Origin of the sequence: Escherichia sp. WS3227_2, from assembly GCF_046486495.1 — a bacterium.
GTDB lineage: Bacteria > Pseudomonadota > Gammaproteobacteria > Enterobacterales > Enterobacteriaceae > Escherichia > Escherichia coli.
Genome location: NZ_JBJQLG010000017.1, coordinates 44,932 through 58,671, shown reverse-complemented (window position 1 = coordinate 58,671; position 13,740 = coordinate 44,932). Strand labels below are relative to the sequence as shown.

The 13,740-nt window shown below is 52.3% G+C and carries 9 protein-coding genes and 4 tRNA genes; 8 read left to right on the top strand and 5 right to left on the bottom strand.

What is annotated here, in order from left to right; all coding sequences use genetic code 11:
- Position 1: 1 nt before the first annotated feature.
- The 7 genes from wecG to ACJHXB_RS20775 all read left to right on the top strand — a co-directional run bounded on the left by wecG (position 2) and on the right by ACJHXB_RS20775 (position 4,239).
- Complete coding sequence (gene wecG, locus ACJHXB_RS20805) at positions 2–742, top strand: lipopolysaccharide N-acetylmannosaminouronosyltransferase (protein ID WP_001064034.1); 741 nt, start codon at positions 2–4, stop codon at positions 740–742.
- Positions 743–932: 190 nt separating this feature from the next.
- Positions 933–2,318: a bifunctional threonine/serine APC transporter ThrP gene (gene thrP / locus ACJHXB_RS20800; RefSeq protein WP_000774739.1), complete on the top strand. Its 1,386-nt coding sequence runs from the start codon at positions 933–935 to the stop codon at positions 2,316–2,318.
- Positions 2,319–2,420: 102 nt separating this feature from the next.
- Positions 2,421–2,497, top strand: a tRNA-Arg gene (locus ACJHXB_RS20795).
- Between the two features lie 58 nt (positions 2,498–2,555).
- Positions 2,556–2,631: transfer RNA gene (locus ACJHXB_RS20790), tRNA-His, on the top strand.
- Positions 2,632–2,651: 20 nt separating this feature from the next.
- Positions 2,652–2,738 (top strand) — tRNA-Leu (locus ACJHXB_RS20785).
- A 42-nt stretch (positions 2,739–2,780) separates the two neighbouring features.
- Positions 2,781–2,857 (top strand) — tRNA-Pro (locus ACJHXB_RS20780).
- Positions 2,858–3,003: 146 nt separating this feature from the next.
- The gene (locus ACJHXB_RS20775) at positions 3,004–4,239 is read left to right on the top strand and encodes an anaerobic sulfatase maturase (protein WP_000941560.1); all 1,236 of its coding nucleotides are present in this window, start codon (positions 3,004–3,006) and stop codon (positions 4,237–4,239) included.
- Positions 4,240–4,340: 101 nt separating this feature from the next.
- Here ACJHXB_RS20775 and aslA read toward each other — a convergent pair whose 3' ends face one another.
- The 5 genes from aslA to hemC all read right to left on the bottom strand — a co-directional run bounded on the left by aslA (position 4,341) and on the right by hemC (position 10,785).
- A complete protein-coding gene (gene aslA, locus ACJHXB_RS20770) occupies positions 4,341–5,996 on the bottom strand; it encodes an arylsulfatase AslA (RefSeq protein ID WP_000395846.1) in 1,656 nt (551 codons plus the stop codon).
- A gap of 678 nt (positions 5,997–6,674) precedes the next feature.
- Positions 6,675–7,871, bottom strand: coding sequence for a protoheme IX biogenesis protein HemY (gene hemY, locus ACJHXB_RS20765; protein ID WP_000921783.1), 1,197 nt, complete (start codon positions 7,869–7,871; stop codon positions 6,675–6,677).
- Positions 7,872–7,873: 2 nt separating this feature from the next.
- A complete protein-coding gene (gene hemX, locus ACJHXB_RS20760; protein WP_000139107.1) occupies positions 7,874–9,085 on the bottom strand; it encodes a uroporphyrinogen-III C-methyltransferase in 1,212 nt (403 codons plus the stop codon).
- A 21-nt stretch (positions 9,086–9,106) separates the two neighbouring features.
- On the bottom strand, positions 9,107–9,847 hold the full coding sequence (gene hemD, locus ACJHXB_RS20755; RefSeq protein WP_000026078.1) for a uroporphyrinogen-III synthase: 741 nt from the start codon (positions 9,845–9,847) through the stop codon (positions 9,107–9,109).
- Positions 9,844–10,785: a hydroxymethylbilane synthase gene (gene hemC, locus ACJHXB_RS20750; protein ID WP_001303155.1), complete on the bottom strand. Its 942-nt coding sequence runs from the start codon at positions 10,783–10,785 to the stop codon at positions 9,844–9,846. The genes hemD and hemC overlap by 4 nt, the downstream gene beginning before the upstream one ends.
- Before the next feature lie 386 nt (positions 10,786–11,171).
- Between hemC and cyaA the strand changes: the two genes are divergently transcribed.
- Positions 11,172–13,718, top strand: coding sequence for a class I adenylate cyclase (gene cyaA / locus ACJHXB_RS20745; protein ID WP_000281680.1), 2,547 nt, complete (start codon positions 11,172–11,174; stop codon positions 13,716–13,718).
- The last annotated feature ends 22 nt before the right edge of the window (positions 13,719–13,740 follow it).

Below are 13,740 nucleotides of genomic sequence, written 5' to 3'. Positions count from 1 at the left end.
AATGAATAACAACACCACGGCACCGACCTATACGCTGCGTGGCTTACAGTTGATCGGTTGGCGTGATATGCAGCACGCCCTCGATTATCTGTTCGCTGACGGGCAGCTTAAGCAGGGAACGCTGGTTGCCATTAATGCTGAAAAAATGCTGACCATTGAAGATAACGCCGAGGTCAGGGAGTTAATTAACGCTGCCGAATTTAAATATGCGGATGGCATCAGCGTTGTACGTTCAGTACGTAAAAAGTACCCGCAGGCGCAGGTTTCCCGCGTTGCCGGGGCCGATCTCTGGGAAGAGCTGATGGCGCGCGCAGGCAAAGAAGGGACGCCGGTATTTCTGGTGGGCGGTAAACCTGAAGTGCTGGCGCAAACTGAAGCTAAACTACGCAACCAGTGGAATGTGAATATCGTTGACAGCCAGGATGGTTATTTTAAACCCGAGCAGCGTCAGGCGCTGTTTGAACGCATTCATGCCAGCGGAGCGCAAATCGTCACCGTTGCGATGGGATCGCCAAAGCAGGAGATCTTCATGCGCGACTGCCGTCTGGTGCATCCAGATGCGCTGTATATGGGCGTTGGCGGGACCTACGATGTTTTCACCGGTCACGTAAAACGCGCACCGAAAATCTGGCAAACGCTGGGGCTGGAGTGGCTCTACCGCCTGCTTTCGCAGCCGAGCCGCATTAAGCGTCAGCTTCGTTTGCTGCGTTATTTACGCTGGCATTACACCGGCAACCTCTGATTTTCCTCTCTTTGTAAAGCGACGGAGTGGTCACTTCGTCGCCTGTCTGCTTTTTTATTACACAAAGCATTCAAATTTTTAATGCTTTATTTGCCATTTCTCCTGAATTACGAAAACATTCGCAACACTCGATGTACCCATAACGATAACCGGTAACACCGGAAAGCATGCAAACACAACACGAGGATTTATGGCAGATAACAAACCAGAGCTACAGCGTGGGCTGGAAGCTCGACATATCGAACTCATCGCCCTGGGGGGCACCATTGGCGTCGGCCTGTTTATGGGGGCCGCCAGTACCCTGAAATGGGCCGGGCCATCCGTATTGTTGGCCTATATCATCGCCGGGCTGTTCGTCTTTTTCATCATGCGTTCAATGGGCGAAATGTTGTTCCTCGAACCGGTTACCGGTTCGTTCGCCGTTTATGCGCATCGTTATATGAGCCCGTTTTTTGGCTATCTCACCGCCTGGTCTTACTGGTTTATGTGGATGGCGGTGGGGATCTCAGAAATCACCGCCATTGGCGTTTATGTCCAGTTCTGGTTCCCGGAGATGGCGCAGTGGATACCCGCATTGATCGCGGTGGCGCTGGTGGCGTTGGCGAATCTGGCTGCGGTGAGGTTGTACGGCGAAATCGAGTTCTGGTTCGCGATGATCAAAGTCACCACGATTATCGTGATGATTGTCATTGGCCTGGGCGTGATTTTCTTTGGCTTTGGCAATGGCGGGCAGTCGATTGGTTTTAGCAATCTCACAGAGCATGGCGGTTTCTTTGCGGGTGGCTGGAAAGGGTTCCTGACCGCTCTGTGTATTGTGGTGGCGTCCTACCAGGGCGTGGAGCTGATTGGCATTACGGCCGGTGAAGCGAAGAATCCGCAGGTGACGCTGCGCAGTGCCGTAGGCAAAGTGCTGTGGCGTATCCTGATTTTCTACGTAGGCGCGATTTTCGTTATCGTCACCATCTTCCCGTGGAATGAAATAGGCAGTAACGGCAGCCCGTTCGTACTGACTTTCGCCAAAATCGGCATTACCGCAGCGGCGGGCATTATCAACTTTGTGGTGCTGACGGCTGCGCTCTCTGGCTGTAACAGCGGCATGTACAGTTGCGGACGTATGCTCTATGCACTGGCGAAAAACCGTCAGTTACCGACGGCGATGGCGAAAGTTTCCCGTCACGGCGTACCGGTTGCGGGTGTGGCAGTATCTATTGCTATCCTGTTAATTGGCTCATGCCTGAACTACATCATTCCCAATCCGCAGCGTGTGTTTGTCTACGTCTACAGTGCCAGCGTGCTTCCGGGGATGGTGCCATGGTTTGTGATATTGATAAGCCAGCTGCGTTTTCGTCGTGCGCATAAAGCGGCGATTGCCAGCCATCCGTTCCGCTCAATCCTGTTCCCGTGGGCCAACTACGTAACAATGGCATTCCTGATTTGCGTTTTGATCGGCATGTACTTTAATGAAGATACGCGTATGTCGCTGTTTGTCGGCATCATCTTTATGCTGGCGGTGACGGCGATTTATAAAATTTTTGGGCTTAATCGCCACGGTAAAGCGCATAAACTGGAGGAATAAGCAGCAAAACGCACAAACCGTAACCAAACGCGCAATTTATTTAAAAAGGGACTAGACAGAGGGGTGGGAAGTCCGTATTATCCACCCCCGCAACGGCGCTAAGCGCCCGTAGCTCAGCTGGATAGAGCGCTGCCCTCCGGAGGCAGAGGTCTCAGGTTCGAATCCTGTCGGGCGCGCCATTTAGTCCCGGCGCTTGAGCTGCGGTGGTAGTAATACCGCGTAACAAGATTTGTAGTGGTGGCTATAGCTCAGTTGGTAGAGCCCTGGATTGTGATTCCAGTTGTCGTGGGTTCGAATCCCATTAGCCACCCCATTATTAGAAGTTGTGACAATGCGAAGGTGGCGGAATTGGTAGACGCGCTAGCTTCAGGTGTTAGTGTCCTTACGGACGTGGGGGTTCAAGTCCCCCCCCTCGCACCACGACTTTAAAGAATTGAACTAAAAATTCAAAAAGCAGTATTTCGGCGAGTAGCGCAGCTTGGTAGCGCAACTGGTTTGGGACCAGTGGGTCGGAGGTTCGAATCCTCTCTCGCCGACCAATTTTGAACCCCGCTTCGGCGGGGTTTTTTGTTTTCTGTGCATTTCGTCACTTTCCCTTCGCAATAAACGCCCGTAATAACTCATTGCGCCACGGTATGATTTCGCCCTTAACTTATTGAAGGATGACTTCAGGCAAGGAGCGACCATGCTGCAACAGGTTCCAACGCGTGCTTTTCATGTGATGGCGAAACCGAGCGGTTCCGATTGTAATCTGAACTGTGACTACTGTTTTTATCTCGAAAAACAATCCCTTTACCGCGAAAAGCCAGTCACGCATATGGACGATGACACGCTGGAAGCGTATGTCCGTCACTATATCGCTGCCAGCGAAACCCAAAACGAAGTGGCTTTTACCTGGCAGGGCGGCGAACCAACGTTACTCGGGCTGGATTTTTACCGCCGTGCCGTGGTGCTACAGGCGAAATATGGTGCTGGCAGGAAGATAAGTAACAGCTTCCAGACTAACGGCGTGCTGCTCGATGACGAATGGTGTGCATTTCTGGCAGAAAATCATTTTCTTGTTGGGTTATCGCTGGATGGTCCGGCTGAGATCCACAATCAATATCGCGTGACCAAAGGCGGCAGACCAACGCATAAACTGGTGATGCGTGCCCTGACGCTCCTGCAAAAACATCATGTCGACTATAACGTGCTGGTCTGCGTTAATCGCACCAGTGCGTTACAACCTTTGCAAGTCTATGATTTTCTGTGTGATGCAGGCGCTGAGTTCATCCAGTTTATTCCGGTGGTCGAGCGCCTGGCTGATGAAACGGCTGCTCATGCTGGACTTATGCTACATGCTCCCGGCGATATTCAGGGCGAACTGACGGAATGGTCGGTACGCCCCGATGAGTTCGGTGAATTTTTGGTGGCGATATTCGACCACTGGATCAAACGCGACGTCGGCAAGATTTTCGTGATGAATATCGAATGGGCGTTTGCCAATTTTGTCGGTGCGCCAGGAGCGGTTTGCCATCATCAGCCAACCTGTGGACGCTCGGTGATTGTTGAACACAACGGCGACGTTTACGCCTGCGATCACTATGTTTATCCGCAATATCGACTGGGGAATATGCTTCAGCAGACAATTGCAGAAATGGTAGATTCCCCGCAACAGCAGGTGTTTGGTGAAGATAAATTTAAGCAGTTACCGGCGCAGTGTCGCAGTTGCTACGTGTTAAAAGCGTGCTGGGGAGGCTGTCCGAAACACCGCTTTATGCTCGATGCCAGCGGCAAACCCGGGCTGAATTATTTGTGTGCCGGGTATCAGCGTTATTTCCGCCATCTACCGCCATATCTTAAAGCAATGGCTGATTTGCTGGCGCACGGTCGTCCGGCCAGCGACATTATGCAGGCGCATTTGATGGTGGTGAATAAGTAAAAAAGCGGCCATTTTGTGGCCGCCTGCGGTTGATTGCCGGATAAGGCGTTCACGCCGCATCCGGCAAGGTCAGTGTGGCCCGATGTAGCGATAGCGCCGGCTTAATCAGATTTAATCTGCGCGCGTGGTGGATATTTTTTCAGGATCTCCATATACGCATGCATTTCGGTCTGTAGCGGTACACCCATTGGGATATGGCGCACGCCGATAGAGTCGCTTTCCTGCGGATCGGTGTACAGGTTAAACACCGACGATCCCGCCGTTTGCATTACTGTGCCGGTGAATCCACCCTGATACCCGCTCTGGGTATACGCGTACGGTTGCTGGATCAGGACGTGATACTTGAACTCATCCATACGCACAGCAGAAAGTTTACCGTTGAGGAAGTAGTGCTCGGCCTTACGGTTAGACTGACCATTTGTTCCCAGGAAGAAAGATGTCTGGTCCACACCATCGATAAAGGTGGTTTTCGGTACTAAATTCGCTACTTTCGCCCCAGGATGCCCCGCCAGATCCAGCGCCGTAGGGAAGAGATCCGCCAGATCGACAATGCCGTCAGATTTACGCGGTTGGATCATGCCTTTCCAGTAAACGAAGGTTGGCACACGAACGCCGCCTTCCCATGTAGAACCTTTCGCACCGCGGAACGGCGTGCGACCGTGCGGCGGAACTTCGGCTTCCGGACCGTTATCAGAGGTGAACACAATCAGCGTGTTATCAAGCTGACCGTTTTTCTCCAGTGCTTTATACAGATTGGCGAAGATATCGTTCATCTCCACCATGCAGTCGCCGTAAGAGGTGCGCGCCGGAGAGCTACCCGCATATTTCGCATTTGGGTAGTTATCGAAGTGACAGCCGCGAGTGCCGTAGTAGAGGAAGAAAGGCTTATCGCTCTTCGCCATCTTGTCGAGGAACTTAACGCCATATTCCATCCAGCGTTGATCCAGGTCTTCCATATATTTCGGCGTAATGTCGGCAATGGCTTCCTGTTCACCGCCGCGCACGGCATGAACGTCATCTTTGCTGAACGGCAGTTTTTGGATGTATTCAGAACGATCCGGGCTCAGGGCGACTTCCGGGTTGACGTGAACATCACGCCATTCGGTATACATATCGGATACCGAGTTAAAGCCGCGGAAATCATCAAAGCCAACGTTCTGCGGCTGCGACTCTTTGTTTTCCCCCATATGCCATTTCCCGATGGCCTGAGTGACGTAGCCCTGATCGTGCAGCAACTGCGGCAGAGTGGTTAACCCTTGCAGACCGCCCGGTTGCCCGTACATTGGCGGCATCAGAATGCCGTGGTGGATGGAGTATTGTCCGGTAAGAATCGTGGCGCGGGTTGGGGAAGAACTCGGTTGAGAATACGCCGAAGTTAAAATCAGCCCCTGGCTGGCAACGGCGTCGATATCTGGTGTAGGGTTACCCACCGCCACGCCGCCGCCGTTAAAGCCAACATCCATCCAGCCCACATCATCCAGCAAGAAAACAACCACGTTCGGTTTCTTACCGGTTTTTTTCTCAAGTTCTGCCAGGTTCTGCTGGGTTTCTTTGTCTTGTGCAGGATGCTGCATCACCGGCATCATGTTGTCGGCAATAGTGGTCGCCGGTTTAACCAGATACTGGTTTGGGTGATCGTATCCGGCAAAGCCTTTGCGTGCGGTGGCGGTTGACGGGGTATCTGCTGCGTTGGCCATGAGTGGAAGAGCGGCGGCGACAGCCACAACAAGAAGTTTGGGTGAAAACGAAAATTCCATGCAAAATGCTCCGGTTTCATGTCGTCAAAATGTTGACGTAATTAAGCATTGATAATTGAGATCCCTCTCCCTGACAGGATGATTGCATAAATAATAGTGATGAAAATAAATTATTTATTTATCCAGATAATGAATTGGAAAATCAGGAGAGCGTTTTCAATCCTACCTCTGGCGCAGGTGATATGTAAGGCGGTGATGTTATATCGCGTTGATTATTGATGCTGTTTTTAATTTTAACGGCAATTAATATATATGTTATTAATTGAATGAATTTTATTATTCATTATATATATGTGTAGAATCGTGCGCAGGAGAAATATTCACTCAGGAAGTTATTACTCAGGAAGCAAAGAGGATTACAGAATTATCTCATAACAAGTGTTAAGGGATGTTATTTCCCAGTTCTCTGTGGCATAATAAACGAGTAGATGCTCATTCCATCTCTTATGTTCGCCTTAGTGCCTCATAAACTCCGGAATGACGCAGAGCCGTTTACGGTGCTTATCGTCCACTGACAGATGTCGCTTATGCCTCATCAGACACCATGGACACAACGTTGAGTGAAGCACCCACTTGTTGTCATACAGACCTGTTTTAACGCCTGCTCCGTAATAAGAGCAGGCGTTTTTTTATGTATCAGAAAGGTCCCGGAGGTGCTTGCCTCCGGGTGAGAAAGAACTACTGTGGCGGGTTGTTCTGCAACGTTAACATCAAACCGTCGCGGCGCATCGCTGCAGCTTCTTCTGGTTTGTGCAGTCTGTCCAGCGCGTCGGCGAGCCATGCGTAATCGTAGGCGTCCGGACGTTGTTTCAGCGCCGCGCGGAAGGCGAGCGATGCTTCCTGCCATTCACCGTGCTTCATCAGTGACTGACCCAATGTGCTCCACAACAGCGGGCGATCACCGACGTTTTTGATTTGCTGGCGTAGCACTTTTTCCAGCTGTTCCGGGTTATTGGTTTTCAGACGCGGGATCGGCAGCAGCAGACGATCATCATACTGGCGTTTCAGGCCGTCGATGATAATTTGCTGAGCAGTATCATGATCGTCACATTCAATAAGATGTTCCGCCATTGCCACCTGTAACGCCACCTGATGACGCGTTTTCCGGCTTTGGTTTTTCCACCAGTTTCGCAAACCTTCGCTACCGTCATCGGCGCGCGCCTGATCCATCAGGCCAATCCATGCCTGTTGTTCCAGCATTGCACGATGTTCTTCATCACCAACATGGGCTTTCGCCATTGATGGGATGATATCCAGCAGCGAACTCCATGCACCTGTGCGGATATACGCCTGTTCCGCCAGACGTAATACTTCCGGATGGCGTGGCGTAACTTCCAGCAGCTTATCCACGCCGTGGCGTGCAGCATGGTTTTCATTACGGGCCAGTTGCAGACGTACACGGGTGATTTCTACCGGAATGGTGTCATTGCCGGCCAGCTCCGCTGCGCGTTCCAGATGTTGGTTGGCGCGTGCTTCATCACCACGTTGTTGCGCGGCTTCGGCAGCCAGTAGATAGTTCACCACCGGTTGTTCAGCGTGATCGGCATTTTTCGCCATCAGCTTTTCAACTTGCTGATAATCGCCTTCCGCTAGTTTCAGCAGCGCCTGTTCGGTCTGCTTACGGGCACGGCGACGCTTACGTCCGACAAACCACCCACGGGTGTGTGCGCCTGTGCGGAAGATCCGCCGCAGTAGCCACTCAATGGCAAACAGCACTACCATCGCCAGAATCAAAATAATCGCCAGGCCAGTGACGCTGGTTTCAATATTGTAGTTGTCGGTCTGGATCAGCACGTAACCCTGATGACCGGCAATCATCGGGCCAACCACTATCCCCGCAATCAGCAAAACAAAGAGCAATAACACTTTTAGCATGGTTATTCTCCTTGCGGCGCGGCTGCCGGAGTATCAGCTTGCGGTGCAGGTGCAGGTGCAGGTGCAGGTGCAGGTGCAGGTGCAGGTTTAGCTTCCGTTGTCCCCGCTGCCGGTTGTGCCAGCAGGTTACGCACGCGAGTCTGCATCAGTTTTTCCAGCATCGCCTGGCTTTGCAGGGTTTCCGGAAGATCCATCGAGATATTTTGCTGGCTTAACTGGTCCACCTCGTCGAGGAACGCTTTGGTGGTGGCATCATCAGTATCGTAGTAAGCACGTACCCAGGTGGAGACGTTCTCCAGCGCCTGGCGATAAGTCTCTTGCTGGTGACGCGGTACAGCTTGTGCTGCGACCAGCAGGCGAGAGCGAATATTTTCGCGCAGATAGATATCCTGATTCGGCGCTAACAGCGGTACGGCGGTGTCATCACGACGGCGAATCGTAATGAAGTTGTCCATAAAGTTCTGCCAGCTTTTTTGCAGATTGATACGCCATTCGCTGAGGGAACTGGAAAGCTCTTCACCGTCGGAATCCATCGGCGAACCATCGCTATCATTATCGGCCAGACGCAGATTATCTACCTGATTAGAAAGCTGATTCAGCTTAAGGATGATGCCGTCATAATCCACCTGCGATACCGCAGAAAGGCTGGCGATATCATCAGTAATTGCCCGGCGAACGGTAATCAGACTCGGGTCATTCATATCCGCCAGGCTGGCGTCTGCACTTTTCAGCAACGCTGCAGCGGTCGTGACGTCCTGATCGCTCCACAGCTTCCGTCCGGCGAGTTTCACCAGAAAATCAGCCTGAGCCAGCAGCCAGGTTTTAGCATCGCTGCCGGAAATGGTGGCGACCTTTTGTTGGACTTCATCCAACTGTTTTGCCAGCGTTTCTTGCTGACGATTCGCCTGCTCAAGCTGTACAGCTTGTTGCTTGATAATGCCTTCCAGCTCGGCTTTTTGGCTCTCCTGGGCTTTTTGCAGTGCCGTAAGTTGGTTAGCCAGGGCATCGCTGGTGGCGGTCTGATTGACGGCCTGTTGTTTACCCCAGCCATACAAACCGACGCCCGCCGCCAGAGCAATAGCGATAGCCACCGCGCTGAGAATCAATGCGGTATTGTTCTTACTCTTTTTTTCTGTTGCGACAGGTTGTGACGTGGTGTCCACGGCCTCCCTGGTCTCTTCAACCACGGCGGAGGTTTTTTCTTGTTCCGTCATTATGGCTTCCTGTTATGAGAGTTATTGTAATGCCCGTAAAAGCGCATCGTTGTCAGCGTTATCGGCGACCTTAATGTCTTGCCAGCCCAGTTCCCGGGCGAGTTTCGCCAAACGCTCACTGACGACCAATAGTCGACAGCGTAGTAACCAGTGCTCACGATACCATTGTGGGATCAGCGACCAGAGTTGCTGCAACATTTCACCGCTGGTAACAACGACCGTCGTCACCTCGCGGGATTGCCAGCGCATCGCTTCTTCTGCACCATCGTAATGGATTGCGCATCGTTGATAACATTCACAAAAAGTGACCTCAGCACCGCGCGCCGTCAGGGTATCCCCAATTAGCTCACGACCGCCATTGCCACGTAATATCAGCGCACGTTTGCCCGCAATATTTTGTAATTCAGGTAATTGTAGCAAGACTTCGCTGATTTCCCGATCCTGCGGGTAGAGAATCTTCTGTCCGCTTACGGTATGTAGCGCCAGTGCGGTGGTGCGTCCAATGGCGAAATAATCAGGTTGTCGGGGCCATTTACGATCTTGCTGATGCAGCTGTGATTGGGCAAAAGCAACCGCGTGTTGCGAGAGGGCAAACAACAGATCGCTCTCCCCCAGCGCTGCCAGTTGATCAGCAAGTTGCGGTAATTGTCGACCCGGAGAAAACTCAATCAGCGGAAAATGCCAGGCCACCTGCCCCAGTGTGCGCAGACGGCTCACTAACTCTTCTCCAGCGGGAGACGGGCGGGTGACCAGGATACTCATGCCGGGGCGTCTCCGTTATAGACTTCAGCAAGGATCTCGCGCGCGCCGTTATTCAGTAGCTCTTCTGCCAGCGAAATCCCCATTTGTTCGGCATCTTGCGGCGCACCGCGGCGTTCACCGCGAATAATCTGCGAACCGTCCGGCGCGCCGACCAGCGCACGCAGCCAGATTTCGCCATCAATAAGCTCGGCGTAGCTACCAATTGGCACCTGACATCCGCCTTCGAGACGGGTATTCATGGCGCGTTCTGCGGTAACGCGCAGTGCAGTTTCGTGGTGATTCAGCGCGGCAAGCAGCTCGCGAGTGCGTGTATCATCAAGGCGGCATTCAATACCGACCGCACCTTGTCCTACCGCCGGAAGAGAAATCTCAGGTGGCAACGCGGCGCGAATGCGTGATTCCAGACCTAAACGTTTTAGTCCGGCTACGGCAAGAATGATGGCATCGTATTCGCCGTTATCCAGTTTGCTCAGGCGAGTGCCGACGTTGCCGCGCAGGGAGCGGATAATCAGATCCGGGCGGCGTTCAGCCAGTTGGCACTGGCGACGTAAACTGGACGTTCCGACGATACTGCCTGCCGGTAACGCATCCAGACTGTCATAGTTATTGGACACAAAGGCATCGCGAGGATCTTCACGCTCACAAATAGTGACCAGTCCCAGACCTTGCGGGAATTCAACCGGCACATCTTTCATTGAATGTACGGCGATATCGGCGCGATTCTCCAGGAGCGCGACTTCCAGCTCTTTTACAAATAAGCCTTTTCCGCCTACTTTCGCCAGCGGCGTATCAAGAATCACATCGCCGCGCGTCACCATCGGTACCAGTTCAACGACCAGGCCCGGATGGCTCGCCATCAACTTGTCTTTGACATAGTGTGCCTGCCAGAGTGCAAGTGGGCTTTGGCGTGTGGCAATTCTTAAAACATTGTCTAACATGCTTGTTACCGTCATTATCATCCGTGGTCCATCCTAACATCCTTGCCAGAGCGATGTCAGTGTTGTGGTGAAACGTAGACGCCTGCGCAAACCGTAAAATGAGGTCTGGCAGTGGATCCTGACAGGCGTTTCACGCCGTCGTAATAAGGAATTTACAGAGAATAAACGGTGCTACACTTGTATGTAGCGCATCTTTCTTTACGGTCAATCAGCAAGGTGTTAAATTGATCACGTTTTAGACCATTTTTTCGTCGTGAAACTAAAAAAACCAGGCGCGAAAAGTGGTAACGGTTACCTTTGACATACGAAATATCCCGAATGCCGCGTGTTACCGTTGATGTTGGCGGAATCACAGTCATGACGGGTAGCAAATCAGGCGATACGTCTTGTACCTCTATATTGAGACTCTGAAACAGAGACTGGATGCCATAAATCAATTGCGTGTGGATCGCGCGCTTGCTGCTATGGGGCCTGCATTCCAACAGGTCTACAGTCTACTGCCGACATTGTTGCACTATCACCATCCGCTAATGCCGGGTTACCTTGATGGTAACGTTCCCAAAGGCATTTGCCTTTACACGCCTGATGAAACTCAACGCCACTACCTGAACGAGCTTGAACTGTATCGTGGAATGTCAGTACAGGACCCGCCGAAAGGTGAGCTTCCAATTACTGGTGTATACACCATGGGCAGCACCTCGTCCGTAGGGCAAAGTTGTTCCTCTGACCTGGATATCTGGGTCTGTCATCAATCCTGGCTTGATAGCGAAGAGCGCCAGTTACTACAACGTAAATGCAGCCTGCTGGAAAGCTGGGCCGCCTCGCTGGGCGTGGAAGTTAGCTTCTTCCTGATTGATGAAAACCGCTTCCGTCATAATGAAAGCGGCAGCCTGGGGGGCGAAGATTGTGGCTCCACCCAGCATATACTGCTGCTTGACGAATTTTACCGTACCGCCGTGCGTCTCGCCGGTAAGCGTATTCTGTGGAATATGGTGCCGTGCGACGAAGAAGAGCATTACGACGACTATGTGATGACGCTTTACGCGCAGGGCGTGCTGACGCCAAATGAATGGCTGGATCTCGGTGGCTTAAGCTCGCTTTCTGCTGAAGAGTACTTTGGTGCCAGCCTTTGGCAGCTCTACAAGAGTATCGATTCCCCATACAAAGCGGTACTGAAAACACTGCTGCTGGAAGCCTATTCCTGGGAATACCCGAACCCACGACTGCTGGCGAAAGATATCAAACAGCGTTTGCACGATGGCGAGATTGTATCGTTTGGCCTCGATCCGTACTGCATGATGCTGGAGCGTGTTACTGAATACCTGACGGCGATTGAAGATTTTACCCGTCTGGATTTAGTACGTCGCTGCTTCTATTTAAAAGTGTGCGAAAAGCTCAGCCGTGAACGCGCCTGCGTAGGCTGGCGTCGCGCAGTGTTGAGCCAGTTAGTGAGCGAGTGGGGTTGGGACGAAGCTCGTCTGGCAATGCTCGATAACCGCGCTAACTGGAAGATTGATCAGGTGCGTGAGGCGCACAACGAGCTGCTCGACGCGATGATGCAGAGCTACCGTAATCTGATCCGCTTTGCGCGTCGCAATAACCTTAGCGTCTCCGCCAGCCCACAGGATATCGGTGTTCTGACGCGTAAACTGTACGCCGCGTTTGAAGCATTGCCAGGTAAAGTGACGCTGGTAAACCCGCAGATTTCGCCCGATCTCTCGGAACCGAATCTGACCTTTATTTATGTGCCGCCGGGCCGGGCTAACCGTTCAGGTTGGTATCTGTATAACCGCGCGCCAAATATTGAGTCGATCATCAGCCATCAGCCGCTGGAATATAACCGTTACCTGAATAAACTGGTGGCGTGGGCATGGTTTAACGGCCTGCTGACCTCGCGTACCCGCTTGTATATTAAAGGCAACGGCATTGTCGATTTGCCTAAGTTGCAGGAGATGGTCGCCGATGTGTCACACCATTTCCCGCTGCGCCTGCCTGCACCGACACCGAAGGCGCTCTACAGCCCGTGTGAAATTCGCCATCTGGCGATTATCGTTAACCTGGAATATGACCCGACAGCTGCGTTCCGCAATCAGGTGGTGCATTTTGATTTCCGTAAGCTGGACGTCTTCAGCTTTGGCGAGAATCAAAATTGCCTGGTAGGTAGCGTGGACCTGCTGTACCGCAACTCGTGGAACGAAGTGCGTACGTTGCACTTCAACGGCGAGCAGTCGATGATCGAAGCCCTGAAAACTATTCTCGGCAAAATGCATCAGGACGCCGCACCGCCAGATAGCGTGGAAGTCTTCTGCTACAGCCAGCATCTGCGCGGATTAATCCGTACTCGCGTGCAGCAACTGGTTTCTGAGTGCATTGAACTGCGTCTTTCCAGCACCCGCCAGGAAACCGGGCGCTTCAAGGCGCTGCGCGTTTCTGGTCAAACCTGGGGCTTATTCTTCGAGCGCCTGAATGTATCGGTACAGAAACTAGAAAATGCCATCGAGTTTTATGGCGCTATTTCGCATAACAAACTGCACGGCCTGTCAGTGCAGGTTGAAACCAATCACGTCAAATTACCGGCGGTGGTGGACGGCTTTGCCAGCGAAGGGATCATCCAGTTCTTCTTCGAAGAAACGCAAGACGAGAATGGCTTTAATATCTACATTCTCGACGAAAGCAACCGGGTTGAGGTGTATCACCACTGCGAAGGCAGCAAAGAGGAGCTGGTGCGTGACGTCAGTCGCTTCTACTCGTCATCGCACGACCGTTTTACCTACGGCTCAAGCTTCATCAACTTCAACCTGCCGCAGTTCTATCAGATTGTGAAGGTTGATGGTCGTGAACAGGTGATTCCGTTCCGCACCAAATCGATTGGCAACATGCCGCCTGCCAATCAGGATCACGATACGCCGCTATTACAGCAGTATTTTTCGTGATGAACGTGCCGGAAAGCGAGGC

Excerpts from the sequence above, each read along its gene's own strand:
- wecG (WP_001064034.1), top strand. The coding sequence starts at position 2 with ATGAATAACAACACCACGGCACCGACCTATACGCTGCGTGGCTTACAG.
- thrP (WP_000774739.1), top strand. The coding sequence starts at position 933 with ATGGCAGATAACAAACCAGAGCTACAGCGTGGGCTGGAAGCTCGACAT.
- ACJHXB_RS20775 (WP_000941560.1), top strand. The coding sequence starts at position 3,004 with ATGCTGCAACAGGTTCCAACGCGTGCTTTTCATGTGATGGCGAAACCG.
- aslA (WP_000395846.1), bottom strand. The coding sequence starts at position 5,996 with ATGGAATTTTCGTTTTCACCCAAACTTCTTGTTGTGGCTGTCGCCGCC.
- hemY (WP_000921783.1), bottom strand. The coding sequence starts at position 7,871 with ATGCTAAAAGTGTTATTGCTCTTTGTTTTGCTGATTGCGGGGATAGTG.
- hemX (WP_000139107.1), bottom strand. The coding sequence starts at position 9,085 with ATGACGGAACAAGAAAAAACCTCCGCCGTGGTTGAAGAGACCAGGGAG.
- hemD (WP_000026078.1), bottom strand. The coding sequence starts at position 9,847 with ATGAGTATCCTGGTCACCCGCCCGTCTCCCGCTGGAGAAGAGTTAGTG.
- hemC (WP_001303155.1), bottom strand. The coding sequence starts at position 10,785 with ATGTTAGACAATGTTTTAAGAATTGCCACACGCCAAAGCCCACTTGCA.